Source organism: Helicobacter pylori (assembly GCF_016755635.1).
Lineage (GTDB): Bacteria > Campylobacterota > Campylobacteria > Campylobacterales > Helicobacteraceae > Helicobacter > Helicobacter pylori_CQ.
The window spans coordinates 130,700-143,284 of the sequence record NZ_CP051500.1; the positions used below are offsets into that span (position 1 = coordinate 130,700).

Sequence of the window (12,585 nt, forward strand, 5' to 3'; positions counted from 1 at the left end):
CCTTACAAGCAATTGAACTCACTAGCAACTGCACACAAACAAGTTTTTGAAAAATCAAAAATGAGTTCATTATTTTTAAAAATAAGGGATATAGGTTAGCTGTTTTAATGGAGCGTTGATCATAAAATCTAAAAATCAATTGGCTATTAAAACGCTATAAGTTATCTTTAATCAATCAGATGATAGAATTCATTTTTTATTTTTGAATTGGGAGCATTTGATGAAAAAATTAGCGGTTTCTTTATTATTTACAGGGACTTTTTTGGGGCTTTTTTTGAATGCGAGCGATTTTAAAAGCATGAACAATCAGCAACTATTAGAGCAAGCAGGGAAAGTTGCTCCTAGCGAAGTTCCAGAGTTTCGCGCAGAAGTCAATAAGCGATTAGCAGTGATGAAAGAAGAAGAGCGTAAAAGTTATAAAGCGGATTTTAAAAAAGCGATGGATAAAAATTTAGCTTCTTTAAGCCAAGAAGATCGCAACAAGCGTAAAAAAGAAATTCTTGAAGCGATTGCTAACAAAAAGAAGACAATGACCATGAAAGAATACCGCCAAATGGGGTTGGATTTGCATGATTGTGCATGTGAAGGCCCTTTTCATGATCATGAGAAAAAGGGAAAAAAGGGGAAACAACCAAGCCATCATAAGCATTAACGCTTAAGGTGTGCTGACTTTTTTTGATTTTTGTAAAACCACGCCGTAAGTTTTTAGCTTTTGGCTAGGGGATATAAGGCGTTTTCGTGTTATAATTTTAGCGTTTGGGCACTTAAAATAGAGGTTGCTTGGTGGGTGGGCTTTGTTGATTCTAAAATCCTTTAGCTGTGAAGGGCATGCCAGTTTTTTAGAGTTAAAATTTTTGGAGTGTTTGTATTTTTTGGATATTTATAGTATCATACCCAATAATAAAGACCCTTTGAAAGTCTGTATTTTAAGACGACTAAAACAGCTTGAATTCTAGGTGGTTTTTTATCAATAGAAGAAGATTTCAAAAGAGAGCTTTTATGAAGAACGGTATCTATTTTTGTTGCGGTTATATATTAATTTAATTAGGAGTTTGGTGTGAAACGGATTTTATTTTTTTTAGCGGCTACGACTTTTTTGTTGAGAGCAGAAACGGATTCTGCCACTATTAACACTACAGTTGATCCCAATGTTATGTTTTCTGAAAGCTCCACAGGGAATGTGAAAAAAGACCGCAAGAGAGTTTTAAAGAGCATGGTTAATTTAGAAAAAGAGCGCGTGAAGAATTTTAACCAGTATTCTGAAACCAAGATGAGTAAGGGCGACTTATCCGCTTTTGGAGCTTTCTTTAAGGGGAGTTTGGAAAGCTGTGTGGAGCAAAAGGTCTGTTATTATGAGCATAAAGATGGTAAGGTTTCTTTTGTGGTGAATGACAGGGAGAAGTTTTATAAGCATGTGCTTAAAGACTTAGGGACAGAGCTTTCACTCCCTTTGTTTAACTGGCTTTACAAAGGCTCGGATTTTGGGGCTTTGCATGAGCAGTTTGGGGATATGTATGATGGGTATATCAAATACTTGATCAGTATGGTTAGGGTGAGCCAAAAAGAAAAGGCTAGAAAACTGGATACAGCCACTTTTAAGAGAATGGAAGAGCAAGCTGAGAAAGACACTAAGGCAGCGTTTCAAAAGAGGAGCAGTGGGGAGCTTGAAAGCCATACTGATAGCCCTGAATTTATAAGCTCTTCTAAGAGGACACAGAACGCTTCTAATTCGGATCTCAATTCTACGACCAATGCTAACGCACTCAAAGAAACAGCTTCAAAAGAGCCAGAGGCTTCTTCAAAAAAAGAGAAAAAGTCTAAGAAAAAACGCCGCCTTTCAAAGAAAGAAAGGCAACAACAAGCCTTGCAACAAGAGTTTGAAAAACAAATTAGCGACTCTAGTAAGTCTGAAAAATAGTAAAATAGCCCTAGCTTACCTTTTTGAGTAGGGGGGCTTTCTTTAATAAGTCTCTTAAGCACTCCTTTTCTAGGCTTTATAGCTCTCTATCGCTAAGCTCTCTGTGTCCTATTGATTTAGGACTATCTCTTTTAAAAATCACCGCTTTTTTAAAATCTTTAGACTTCAAGCTTTTTGGTTTTTTTGTGGTAACGATTGGTAAGCTTAAGGTTTTGTTACGCAAAAATCTTTGAAATATAGCGATTGATAGAGTTAAACATAACCTCAAGACATTCCAACGCATTTTATAAAGCCTATAAAAGTTTTTAATGGAGTATTGGTAATCAAATTGATGCTTTTGAGTATTTTTCACATTTAAAAAAAGCTTGCTAAAAGCGAGTGATAGTTCCTCATAACGCGCTCTTAGGGGGTTATGGGGAATTTTGGGGTTGGGGAGAGTTATTTCAAAAGGCCTCCTATCCCCTTATGAGCTTGAATAAACTTAATGAGTTTTATTATTAAATGGAATTTAAAAACGATGAAACAAAGTTTTAAAACCCTATTTTTTAAAATTTTTTAAGAATATCAAAGCGGATAAGGCTTATTGATATTTGATAAAAACAAACCTTTTTACTTTCTTTAGAAACCTAAAGCCCCCTAAAGATTAGATTTATCCCTTAGCATTTTAAGGTTTTGGCTAACCCCCCTAACGAGGTCTCTTTGTATTTTTCATTCATGTCTTTCCCGGTCGCATACATCGTAGCGATCACTTCATCTAGGCTCACTTTAGGCTTGTATTCATCTTCTAAGGCTAATTTAGAAGCGCTGATCGCTTTAATCGCCCCTAAAACATTGCGTTCAATGCAAGGGATTTGCACCAAGCCCCCCACCGGATCGCATGTCAATCCTAAATGGTGCTCCATAGCGATTTCACTAGCGATCAAAACCTGTTGCGTGGTCGCTTGGCACAAATGGGCTAACCCCCCCGCAGCCATAGAGCTTGCCACGCCAATTTCAGCCTGACACCCGGCTTCTGCGCCGCTCAAGGAAGCGTTTTTCTTGTAAAGATAGCCAATCGCCGCGCTAGTGAGTAAAAAATCATTGATGGCCTTTTGCGATAAATTTTCAAACAAATGGTTTTTAGCGTATAAAAGCACGCTTGGCACCACCGCGCACGCTCCATTAGTGGGGGCGGTTACCACCTTGCCTCCGCTGGCGTTTTCTTCAGCAATGGCGCGAGCGTAAAGCGAAATGTAATCAATCAACGCTAAGGGGTCTTTCCCGCTTGTGGGGTGTTTTTCTAAACGCGTTTTAATGCTTGGGGCCAATCGTGTTACTTTCAAAGAACCAGGCAGATACCTTTCTTTAGAATTAGCCCCATTATCATAACACTCAAGCATCGCATGGTAAATTTTAGCCATCATTGCATCAGGGCGGTTTTTCAGGGCGTCTTCTCTCAAGCGCACGATTTCAGCGATGTTTTTTTGGTATTTTTGGCATAATTCTAGCAATTCCTTAGCGCTTGAAAAATCATAGGCAATACTTTCATTTTCACCCTCTTCAGACAAGTTGTCTAATTCTTTTTCAGTATAGACAAACCCTCCACCGACAGAATAGTAAGTTTCTTCTTTTAAAACCTCATTTTTAGCGTTAAAAGCTTTTAGAATGAGGGCGTTTTGGTGTCTGGCTAAAGGCTTATTGTCAAAAATCAAATCTTTAGCGTAATCAAAAGGGATATGATGCTGGTTAGCGAGTTTTAAAACTTTGTTTTCAAACACTTCATGCAATAAGGCTTTTTTGGTTGTTACCTCCAATTCGTTAGCATAAATGCCATGCAAGCCAATTAAAACCGCCTCATCGCTCAAATGCCCTTTACCGGTCAAGGCTAATGAGCCATGCAAGGTGATTTGAACGCGTTCAACCTGCTCTAAAACGCCTTTTAACAACCCGCAAAATCTCGCTCCAGCTTCCATAGGCCCTATAGTGTGTGAAGAGCTAGGCCCCACGCCGATTTTAAAAATAGATAAAATAGAAAAACTAGCCATTAAAATAGTCCTAAAAACACGCTCAAAGCCGTCAAGCTCCCAAAAATAAACACAAAAATATCCACTTTAAAGTTTCTAAAACGCTTCAAACTAGAAATGCTATAAAAAGCTATCATAGGCATCACAAACAGAATGAGCGCGATAATGGGGCCGCCTAAATTTTCAATAAAATCCAAGATATTAGGGTTAATATAAGCCACAAGCGTGATAGTCAGCCATAAAAAAATCGTTACGCTAATATTCAAGGGCTTAGAAGCTTTTTTCAACTTTAAACTTTGAATGATAATACCTTCTAAACCCTCCTTAGCCCCATAATAATGCCCAAAAAAAGATGAAAAAATCGCTAAAAAAGCCACCACAGGCCCCGCATAATTGATTAAAGGGTTGTTTAAAGTGTTAGCAAAATAGCTTAAAATGGGGATATTTTGTTCCCTTGCTTTCACAAAATCGTCAGCATTCAAGCACATGACGCACGAAAACACAAAAAACATCACAAACCCTAAAAGCATCAGCGATGTCCCTAATTCAATTTGATTGAGTTTATACTCTTTGAAAGCGCCGTATTCTTTTTCCACATTTTGAGTGAAGGTTGAAATGATGGGGCTATGGTTGAATGAAAACACAAGCACCGGTAAGGTTAGCCAAATAGCTAACACAAATTCTTTAAAACTCGGCATCACAAAAAGGTTAGCGCCCTGCCAATAAGGGATAAGATACAAAGAAAAAAGCAATAAGATCAAGCATAAGGGATACACCAAAGCGTTACAAATGCGCGTAACAATCGTAGCGTTAAAAACCATCACCAACATCATTAAAGAAACTAACGCTACAGCCAGTAAGCCCCGATGGAAAGGCGCTAAATGCAACTGGTTAGTGAAGAAATGATCAAACACATTAGTGATACCCACCCCATAAGCCAAACAAATAGGATAAATCGCAAAGAAATAAAGCAAAGTGATAAGAAAACCCCATTGAGCGCCAAAATGAGAGCGAACGACCATGGTAATGTCTTCTTTATCTTTAGATCCTATGAAATAAGCTAAAGCTCTATGCCCCAGATAAGTTAAAGGGAATATAATCGCGCTCATCACCACAATAGCCCATATCCCATGCCCACCGGCTCTAATAGGCAAAAATAAAATCCCAGCCCCCACCGCCGTGCCAAATAAGGACACCATCCAACGCAAATCAAACAAATTGAGTTTTTTAGGATCTCTTGGAACTGCTTTTTCTTGCACCATGCTATTAAACCGCCCTTTTATCGTGTTAAAGAGATTTCATTGTAGCATAAAGCTTTTTATGATTGGGGTTTTTTGAGATTAAGGGGTGGTTTTTAGCGTGCATTTATTCCCTAAAATCCACGATTTAACCCGCACAAGCTATAATAACGCTTAAAAAAAGATTAATAAAGGATTATAGAAATGTCAAACACAACCTGGTCACCAACTTCATGGCATTCTTTTAAGATAGAGCAACACCCCACTTACAAAGATAAGCAAGAATTAGAAAGGGTCAAAAAAGAATTGCACTCCTACCCTCCTTTAGTGTTTGCTGGCGAAGCGAGGAACTTGCAAGAGCGCTTAGCCCAAGTCATTGACAATAAGGCGTTTTTGTTGCAAGGGGGCGATTGCGCAGAGTCGTTTTCTCAATTTAGCGCTAACAGGATTAAAGACATGTTTAAAGTGGTGATGCAAATGGCGATTGTCTTAACTTTTGCTGGCTCTATACCGATCGTGAAAGTGGGGCGCATTGCTGGGCAATTTGCCAAGCCTCGCTCTAATGCGACTGAAATACTAGATGATGAAGAAGTGCTAAGCTATAGGGGGGACATTATCAATGGGATTTCCAAAAAAGAAAGAGAGCCAAAGCCTGAAAGAATGCTTAAAGCCTACCATCAAAGCGTAGCGACTTTAAACCTTATCAGAGCCTTTGCTCAAGGCGGGTTAGCGGATTTGGAACAAGTGCATCGTTTCAATTTGGATTTTGTCAAAAACAACGATTTTGGGCAAAAATACCAGCAAATCGCTGATCGGATCACGCAAGCTTTAGGGTTTATGCGAGCATGCGGGGTGGAGATAGAAAAAACGCCTATTCTTAGGGAAGTGGAGTTTTACACCAGCCACGAAGCGTTACTGCTCCATTATGAAGAGCCTTTGGTGCGTAAGGATAGTTTGACTAACCAGTTTTATGATTGCTCTGCACACATGCTGTGGATTGGCGAAAGGACAAGAGATCCTAAGGGCGCACATGTGGAGTTTTTAAGGGGGGTTTGTAACCCTATTGGCGTGAAAATCGGGCCTAATGCGAGCGTGAGCGAAGTGTTAGAATTGTGCGATGTTTTAAACCCGCACAACATTAAGGGGCGTTTGAATTTGATCGTGCGCATGGGTTCTAAGATGATTAAAGAGCGTTTGCCTAAGCTTTTACAAGGGGTATTGAAAGAAAAACGCCATATTTTATGGAGCATTGATCCCATGCATGGCAACACGGTCAAAACCAGCTTGGGGGTTAAAACAAGGGCTTTTGATAGCGTGTTAGATGAAGTGAAAAGCTTTTTTGAAATCCATAGGGCTGAAGGGAGTTTGGCTTCAGGGGTTCATTTGGAAATGACAGGTGAAAATGTTACAGAATGTATCGGTGGCTCGCAAGCGATCACCGAAGAGGGTTTGAGCTGCCATTACTATACGCAATGCGATCCAAGACTAAACGCCACCCAAGCCCTAGAACTCGCTTTCTTAATCGCTGACATGCTCAAAAAACAGCGTGCTTGATTGAAATCAAGATAATAAGAGGCTTTAATCAAGCGATCGTTTCTTGTAATGCGTTCTATAGGGGGATTTAGTTGGGGGTTGTAGGGGGGAGTTATTTCAAAATACTCCAGTTATCCCCTTAAGAGAATGAGTTTTGTATAAAATAAAGTTTTAAAAATTAAAGGATAATAAGGTTAAATAAGGTTTTGAGTGCCGACATTTGATGAAAACAGAGCCAAATATTAATCTATCTTTAACTCTTTTTCTTTATAATTATCGTAAGCATTTTAATATTCAAAGGAGCTTGAAATGAGAATTTCTCTTTTAGCTGTAATTTTAGCGTTATTGTTTGTGGCTTGCCACGAAACTAAAAAACAAATCTTACAAAACGAAGCCGATAGCACCCCTTCAGAAAAAACCATTTGGCAACCTGAACAAAAATAAAAATTGTAAAAATCCTCAAAGGCATTTTTTAAAATAAACACAATCAAAAAGCTAGTGGGTGATAGTTTTTTGTAAAGCGATCTTAGGGTTGTAGGGGGAATGATTTCAAAACACCCCCTATCCCTTATGAGTTTTATTATAAAACTAAAATGGAGTTTAAAAAACAAGTTTTTAAAAATAAGAGAATAGCCAAAAAGCCTAAAATTAAAAAATCTCAAATTAAAACGGGCGAAAGCTTGAGAGTTAAACTACAAACTCTCTAAAACCTTTTGAGCATGGCCTTTCGCTTTGACATTGTAGAAGCATTTTTCTAAAACGCCCTGCGTGTTGATAATGAAAGTGGAGCGGATAATCCCCAAATGCTCCTTCCCATAGAGCATGCGTTTGCCATAAGCTTTGTAAAGATTGGCGGCTTTTTTATCTTCATCGCAGAGCAAAATCACATTCAAAGAGCATTGGCTGATAAATTTTTGATGCGATTGAGCGTTATCAGGGCTTACGCCTACGACAACAGCGTTTTTCTTTTCAAATTCACTAAACAGAGCGCTAAAGTCTTTGGCTTCTAGAGTGCATCCGGGGGTGTTGTCTTTAGGGTAGAAATACAGAACCACTTTTTTATGGAGCAAATCTTTTAAAGAAATCTCTACGCCATCGCTGTTTTTTAACCTGAAATCAGGGGCTAATTGCCCTACTTCTAATTTTTCCATCCTTGTCCTTTAGTAGAGAATGATAGCGACTTTTTGAGGCCCATGCACCCCAAAAACGGTTTTTAATTCAATATCGGCTGTCCGGCTAGGCCCGCCAATAAGGAGCATGTTTGTGGGTAATACGCCGTTTTTACTTTGGTTTTTTAAAGCTTGCATGCCTTCACTCAAATTGCGCACAATGGATTCTTTTTTCAATAAGATGATGCAATTAAGGGTGATGAGCGAAAGCAATCTTGGGCTTGCATGCGAAGAAACCGCCCCAATCATGCCCAAGCTTGAAATCCCACAAATCCCATGCAATAAAGCCGTATCAATCTCAAACAACTCTTCACGCATCGCTTCAATTTCTTTATCATAAGGCTGTAAAGTAAAATCCTTGAACGCTTCAAAATTCAAATTCAAATCTGTAGAGTGTAAGACTTTTTTGCTTTTAAAATTTTCTAAAGCCTTTAAAATTGTTTGCTCTAAATTTTCTTTAGCGCTTTCAATGACTTCAGCTTTATTCAACACTTGGAAATGTTTGTATTCTTCCACCAAGTCTTCAAACTCCACTTTAATGATATTCCTGTAAGCAGGGTTTGCTCCCTGAATGGCATGCTTGGCTCTGGCTTCTTTAATGCGGTTCAAAATAAGCTCTTTACTCATAAATCACCCCTTCTAAGTGCTGGACTTTTGCATGCAAGCTTGTGTCCATATTGGGTAAGGTTCTCACGCTCGCCCACTCTTTGACTAAAGGCAGTATGGGAGCTAAAAGCTTGCCTAAAGGCGAGAAAAATTGAGCCATTTTCAATTGGAAACGCCACTTAGCCCCATCGCTTGCCATTTTGGCAAACATCTTCATAGAGAATTTTTCCATCCCGCTGTGTTGGGTGCTTTTAGCCCCCTTAACTACGCCCCTACCCTCGCCCACTTTATCCGATCGTAAATCTCTAATGAGCTCGGCTAAAGGGATTTCTACAGGGCAAACTTCAGTGCAACGCCCGCAAAGACTGCACAAATTAGGGATATGCCCGTAATTATTCAGGCCAAAGAGTTGGGGGGATACCACCACGCCTATAGGGCCAGGATAAGTAGAAAGATAGGCATGCCCACCGATTTTGTCATACACGGGACAGTGGTTCAAACAAGTCCCGCAACGGATGCATGAAAGAGCGCGATAATACTTTTCATCAGCCAAAATATTAGAGCGGTTGTTGTCTAATAAAATGATGTGGGCTTCTTTAGGGCCGTCTAAATCGCCCTCTTTTCTGGGGCCTGTGATAATGTTTTGATAGCATGTGATAGGCACACCCACAGCGCTTGGAGCGAGCAGATTGTTTAAAATCGCCGCATCATCAAAGCTTTCTACTAATTTTTCAATCCCGCAAATAGCGACATGCACATCGCATGCGGTGGTGCTCATGCGACCATTGCCTTCATTTTCCACTAACCAGATCGCCCCCTCATTAGCGATAGCGAAATTAACCCCACTAATCCCCATTTTAAAGCTTTCAAATTCTTTGCGCATGTGCTTCCTGGCGATCGCATTGAGCTTCTCAGGCTCTTCTTCATAAGCGGCGTTGAGTTTTTCTTCAAAAATCTTACCGATTTGCTTGCGGTTTTTATGGATAGCTGGCACGACAATATGCACAGGGTGTTCATTAATGAGTTGGATAATCAATTCGCCCAAATCCGTTTCTTGCGCTTGAATGCCCTTTTCTTTCAAGTAATGGTTCAAGCCAATTTCTTCGCTCGCCATGGATTTTTGTTTTAAAATGCGATTGATATTCTTTTCTTTAGCGAGGTTGTAAATGATTTCATTAGCTTCATCGCCGTCTTTAGCGTAATGGATTTTAAAGCCGTTTTGAGTGGCGTTTTTTTCAAACAATTCCAAATACTCATCAAGCCTGGATAAAATTTTAAGCTTGACTTCTTTGCCTAATTCCCTTAAATTTTCCCATTCGCTGTAACGATTTTTAAGGAGATTCTTACGATTAGCCCTTAAGGTGTCCATTGCAGAACGCAAATTTTCCCTTAATTGCATATCGCCTAATTGGTCGGTGATGATTTCTTCGTATTCTTGGTCGCTGTGATATTTTTCCATGATTATTCCTTAAAACAATTCTTTAATGTTAAAGCCCAAGTCTTGAGGCTAAAAAGTCGTAAAAATGCATGGGTTTTGTGGGAGAGCCCATTTTTTGCATAGCGGTGCTGATATTCATCAAACACCCAGCGTCCGCTGAAACAATCACATCCACCTGACGGCTTTCTATGTCTTTAATCTTTTCTTTGACCATAACCGCTGAAATTTCAGGCTCTTTGACTGAAAAAGTCCCCCCAAACCCGCAGCATTCTTCTTCTTTTTCCAATTCAATGAGTTCCACATTTTTAAGCTGTCTGATGAGATTTTTCGCCGAGTCAATCACTTTAGCCACCCTTAAAGCATGGCAATTAGAATGCCATGTGATTTTAAGGGGTTCGCCCTTATCTTCATACTTGACTTGCAATTTTTTATCCAAAAACTCGCTCAATTCATACACCCTAGAGCAAAAATCTTTAACCATGTTAAATTCCGCATGCCCTTCAAACAATTCCAAATAATCATGCCGCATCATCCCTGTGCATGAACCGCTAGGCAAGATAATAGGGTAGTCATTATTGGAATAAAGTTTGATATTGTATAAAACGACTTTTTTTGTTTCTTCATAATACCCTGAGTTGTAGCTTGGCTGGCCACAACATGTTTGGTCTTTTTTAAAAACCACTTCCAAATTTTCCTTACGGAGTAATTTGATAGCGTTAAGCGATGCGTTGCTGTATATGGCTGCTCCTAGACAAGTAGCAAAGAAATTGACTTTCAAAGAAGGCTCCTTAAAATTCCAAATTAAGAGTTTCAAACATAATATAATACTCAAAATTAGTAAGATTGTAATCACAAGTTGATAAACCCACTCGCTCAAACATTGTTACTAAAATAAACCACAAACGCGCTCAGCCCCACCTAATATTAAACGCTGCTCGAAATTAGTTTTTTCTTTTAAGTAAGATAAAAAAGTACTTTTAATTATTCAAGGAAAATGCATGGAATTTTATCAAGTCTATGACCCATTAGGCAATATTTGGCTGAGCGCTTTAGTGGCGCTATCGCCTATTGCGCTCTTTTTTGTTTCTCTTATTGTCTTTAAACTTAAAGGGTATAGCGCTGGGTTTTTAAGCTTAGTGCTTTCAATCATTATTGCGTTATTTGTGTATAAAATGCCTGCTCAAATGGTGAGCGCGAGTTTTTTCTATGGCTTTCTTTATGGCTTGTGGCCGATCGCTTGGATTGTGATCGCTGCGATTTTTCTTTACAACCTTTCAGTGAAATCCGGGTATTTTGAGATTTTAAAAGAAAGCATTTTAAGCTTGACGCCGGATCACCGCATTTTAGTGATTTTGATCGGCTTTTGTTTTGGCTCGTTCTTAGAAGGCGCGATTGGTTTTGGAGGCCCGGTAGCGATCACAGCGGCGATTTTAGTCGGCCTTGGGCTAAACCCCTTATACGCTGCCGGATTATGCCTAATCGCTAACACCGCTCCTGTAGCTTTTGGCGCGGTGGGTATTCCTATTACGGCGATGGCTAGCGTGGTGGGTATCCCTGAATTAGAGATTTCTCAAATGGTGGGCAGGGTGTTACCCATTTTTTCCATTGGTATTCCTTTTTTCATCGTGTTTTTAATGGATGGTTTTAGAGGGATTAGAGAAACTTTTCCTGCAGTGGCCGTTACCGGGTTTAGTTTCGCTATCGCACAATTTTTAAGCTCTAATTATCTAGGGCCGCAGCTTCCGGATATTATTTCAGCTTTAGTGTCATTGATCGCTACCACTTTGTTTTTAAAATTCTGGCAGCCCAAACGCATTTTCACCAGCAATGGCAAAGAGCCCGCAATCAGCACAAAAAAACACCATATTTGTAAGGTGGTTGTGGCGTGGATGCCTTTTGTGTTGCTCACGATTACGATTATCATATGGACGCAACCCTGGTTTAAAGCGCTCTTTAAAGAAGGCGGGGCTTTGGCGTTTTCTAGCTTTGCTTTTGAATTTGATTCTATCAGTCAAAAGATTTTTAAAACCGTTCCCATTGTTACTGAAGCGACCAATTTTCCCGTCGTGTTCAAACTCCCTTTGATTTTAACGACAGGCACTTCCATTTTTTTAGCCGCTCTTTTAAGCGTGTTTTTGTTGCGCGTGAAAATCAGCGATGCGATAGGGGTGTTTGGGGCCACTTTAAAAGAAATGCGTTTGCCAATTTTAACCATTGGCGTGGTTTTAGCGTTTGCGTATGTGGCTAATTATAGTGGTATGAGCGCCACGCTCGCTTTAGCGTTAGCAGATACCGGGCATGTTTTCACTTTCTTTTCGCCTGTGGTAGGCTGGCTTGGGGTGTTTTTAACCGGAAGCGATACAAGTTCTAACCTTTTATTTGGCTCTTTGCAAATGCTCATCGCTACACAGCTTGGCTTACCTGAAGTGCTTTTCTTAGCAGCCAACACTTCAGGGGGTGTTGTGGGTAAAATGATAAGCCCTCAAAGTATCGCTATCGCTTGCGCAGCGGTGGGGTTAGTGGGGAAAGAGAGCGAATTGTTCAGATTTACAGTAAAATACTCTATCGTTTTGGCAATCATCATGGGGATTGTCTTCACTCTTATCGCTTATGTCTTCCCCTTTATTATTCCAGTTACTCCTACTTAATGGAGGGGGTTTAGGGGAGTAAGAGAATATTT

Annotated in this window: 12 protein-coding genes and 1 pseudogene; 6 read left to right on the forward strand and 7 right to left on the reverse strand. The window is 39.7% G+C overall.

Translation table 11 applies throughout. The annotated features are described in order from the left end of the window. Nucleotides 1-220 precede the first annotated feature (220 nt). On the forward strand, nucleotides 221-652 hold the full coding sequence (locus HG567_RS00610; RefSeq protein ID WP_202139785.1) for a DUF1104 domain-containing protein: 432 nt from the start codon (nucleotides 221-223) through the stop codon (nucleotides 650-652). A 124-nt stretch (nucleotides 653-776) separates the two neighbouring features. Further along, complete coding sequence (locus tag HG567_RS00615; RefSeq protein WP_199498948.1) at nucleotides 777-956, forward strand: hypothetical protein; 180 nt, start codon at nucleotides 777-779, stop codon at nucleotides 954-956. On the opposite strand, the pseudogene HG567_RS08000 reads toward HG567_RS00615, so the two are convergent. Beyond that, nucleotides 936-1,134 (reverse strand): annotated as a pseudogene (locus HG567_RS08000) (hypothetical protein). The gene HG567_RS00615 and the pseudogene HG567_RS08000 overlap by 21 nt on opposite strands. On the opposite strand from HG567_RS08000, the gene HG567_RS00620 reads away from it, so the two are divergent. Then, nucleotides 1,058-1,918 carry a hypothetical protein gene (locus tag HG567_RS00620; RefSeq protein ID WP_202139786.1) on the forward strand — a complete coding sequence of 287 codons (861 nt, stop codon included), beginning with the start codon at nucleotides 1,058-1,060 and terminating at the stop codon, nucleotides 1,916-1,918. The pseudogene HG567_RS08000 and the gene HG567_RS00620 overlap by 77 nt on opposite strands. Nucleotides 1,919-2,574: 656 nt before the next feature. On the opposite strand, the gene HG567_RS00625 is transcribed toward HG567_RS00620, so the two are convergent. Together HG567_RS00625 and HG567_RS00630 are read right to left on the reverse strand one after the other, a co-directional pair. Then, nucleotides 2,575-3,942, reverse strand: a complete 1,368-nt coding sequence (locus HG567_RS00625) for an L-serine ammonia-lyase (RefSeq protein WP_202139787.1) — start codon at nucleotides 3,940-3,942, stop codon at nucleotides 2,575-2,577. Next, complete coding sequence (locus tag HG567_RS00630) at nucleotides 3,942-5,183, reverse strand: serine/threonine transporter (protein WP_202139788.1); 1,242 nt, start codon at nucleotides 5,181-5,183, stop codon at nucleotides 3,942-3,944. Before HG567_RS00630 ends, HG567_RS00625 begins: the two co-directional genes overlap by 1 nt. 180 nt (nucleotides 5,184-5,363) lie before the next feature. Between HG567_RS00630 and HG567_RS00635 the strand changes: the two genes are divergently transcribed. Beyond that, nucleotides 5,364-6,713 (forward strand): class II 3-deoxy-7-phosphoheptulonate synthase, encoded by a 1,350-nt coding sequence (locus HG567_RS00635; protein ID WP_202139789.1) that lies wholly within the window; start codon nucleotides 5,364-5,366, stop codon nucleotides 6,711-6,713. Nucleotides 6,714-7,001: 288 nt separating this feature from the next. After that, complete coding sequence (locus HG567_RS07860) at nucleotides 7,002-7,136, forward strand: HP0135 family lipoprotein (RefSeq protein ID WP_001222899.1); 135 nt, start codon at nucleotides 7,002-7,004, stop codon at nucleotides 7,134-7,136. Between the two features lie 248 nt (nucleotides 7,137-7,384). Here HG567_RS07860 and HG567_RS00640 read toward each other — a convergent pair whose 3' ends face one another. From HG567_RS00640 to HG567_RS00655, 4 genes are read right to left on the reverse strand one after another with little or no spacing between them, the layout of a single operon-like run. Then, the gene (locus tag HG567_RS00640; protein WP_000412952.1) at nucleotides 7,385-7,843 is read right to left on the reverse strand and encodes a peroxiredoxin; all 459 of its coding nucleotides are present in this window, start codon (nucleotides 7,841-7,843) and stop codon (nucleotides 7,385-7,387) included. 9 nt (nucleotides 7,844-7,852) lie between these two features. Beyond that, nucleotides 7,853-8,488: a LutC/YkgG family protein gene (locus HG567_RS00645; protein WP_202163847.1), complete on the reverse strand. Its 636-nt coding sequence runs from the start codon at nucleotides 8,486-8,488 to the stop codon at nucleotides 7,853-7,855. Continuing rightward, complete coding sequence (locus HG567_RS00650) at nucleotides 8,481-9,926, reverse strand: LutB/LldF family L-lactate oxidation iron-sulfur protein (protein WP_021299797.1); 1,446 nt, start codon at nucleotides 9,924-9,926, stop codon at nucleotides 8,481-8,483. Before HG567_RS00650 ends, HG567_RS00645 begins: the two co-directional genes overlap by 8 nt. Before the next feature lie 28 nt (nucleotides 9,927-9,954). Continuing rightward, nucleotides 9,955-10,683, reverse strand: coding sequence for a (Fe-S)-binding protein (locus tag HG567_RS00655; protein WP_000867260.1), 729 nt, complete (start codon nucleotides 10,681-10,683; stop codon nucleotides 9,955-9,957). 220 nt (nucleotides 10,684-10,903) lie between these two features. Here HG567_RS00655 and HG567_RS00660 point away from each other — a divergent pair, with 220 nt between their 5' ends. Next, entirely contained in the window at nucleotides 10,904-12,553 is a 1,650-nt protein-coding gene (locus HG567_RS00660) for an L-lactate permease (RefSeq protein WP_202163848.1), read from the forward strand. The last annotated feature ends 32 nt before the right edge of the window (nucleotides 12,554-12,585 follow it).

Bases quoted from the DNA above. Each gene is read 5' to 3' on its own strand.
- HG567_RS00640 (WP_000412952.1), bottom strand. From the start codon at position 7,843: ATGGAAAAATTAGAAGTAGGGCAATTAGCCCCTGATTTCAGGTTAAAA.
- HG567_RS00635 (WP_202139789.1), top strand. From the start codon at position 5,364: ATGTCAAACACAACCTGGTCACCAACTTCATGGCATTCTTTTAAGATA.
- HG567_RS00660 (WP_202163848.1), top strand. From the start codon at position 10,904: ATGGAATTTTATCAAGTCTATGACCCATTAGGCAATATTTGGCTGAGC.
- HG567_RS00610 (WP_202139785.1), top strand. From the start codon at position 221: ATGAAAAAATTAGCGGTTTCTTTATTATTTACAGGGACTTTTTTGGGG.
- HG567_RS00645 (WP_202163847.1), bottom strand. From the start codon at position 8,488: ATGAGTAAAGAGCTTATTTTGAACCGCATTAAAGAAGCCAGAGCCAAG.
- HG567_RS00650 (WP_021299797.1), bottom strand. From the start codon at position 9,926: ATGGAAAAATATCACAGCGACCAAGAATACGAAGAAATCATCACCGAC.
- HG567_RS00625 (WP_202139787.1), bottom strand. From the start codon at position 3,942: ATGGCTAGTTTTTCTATTTTATCTATTTTTAAAATCGGCGTGGGGCCT.
- HG567_RS00630 (WP_202139788.1), bottom strand. From the start codon at position 5,183: ATGGTGCAAGAAAAAGCAGTTCCAAGAGATCCTAAAAAACTCAATTTG.
- HG567_RS07860 (WP_001222899.1), top strand. From the start codon at position 7,002: ATGAGAATTTCTCTTTTAGCTGTAATTTTAGCGTTATTGTTTGTGGCT.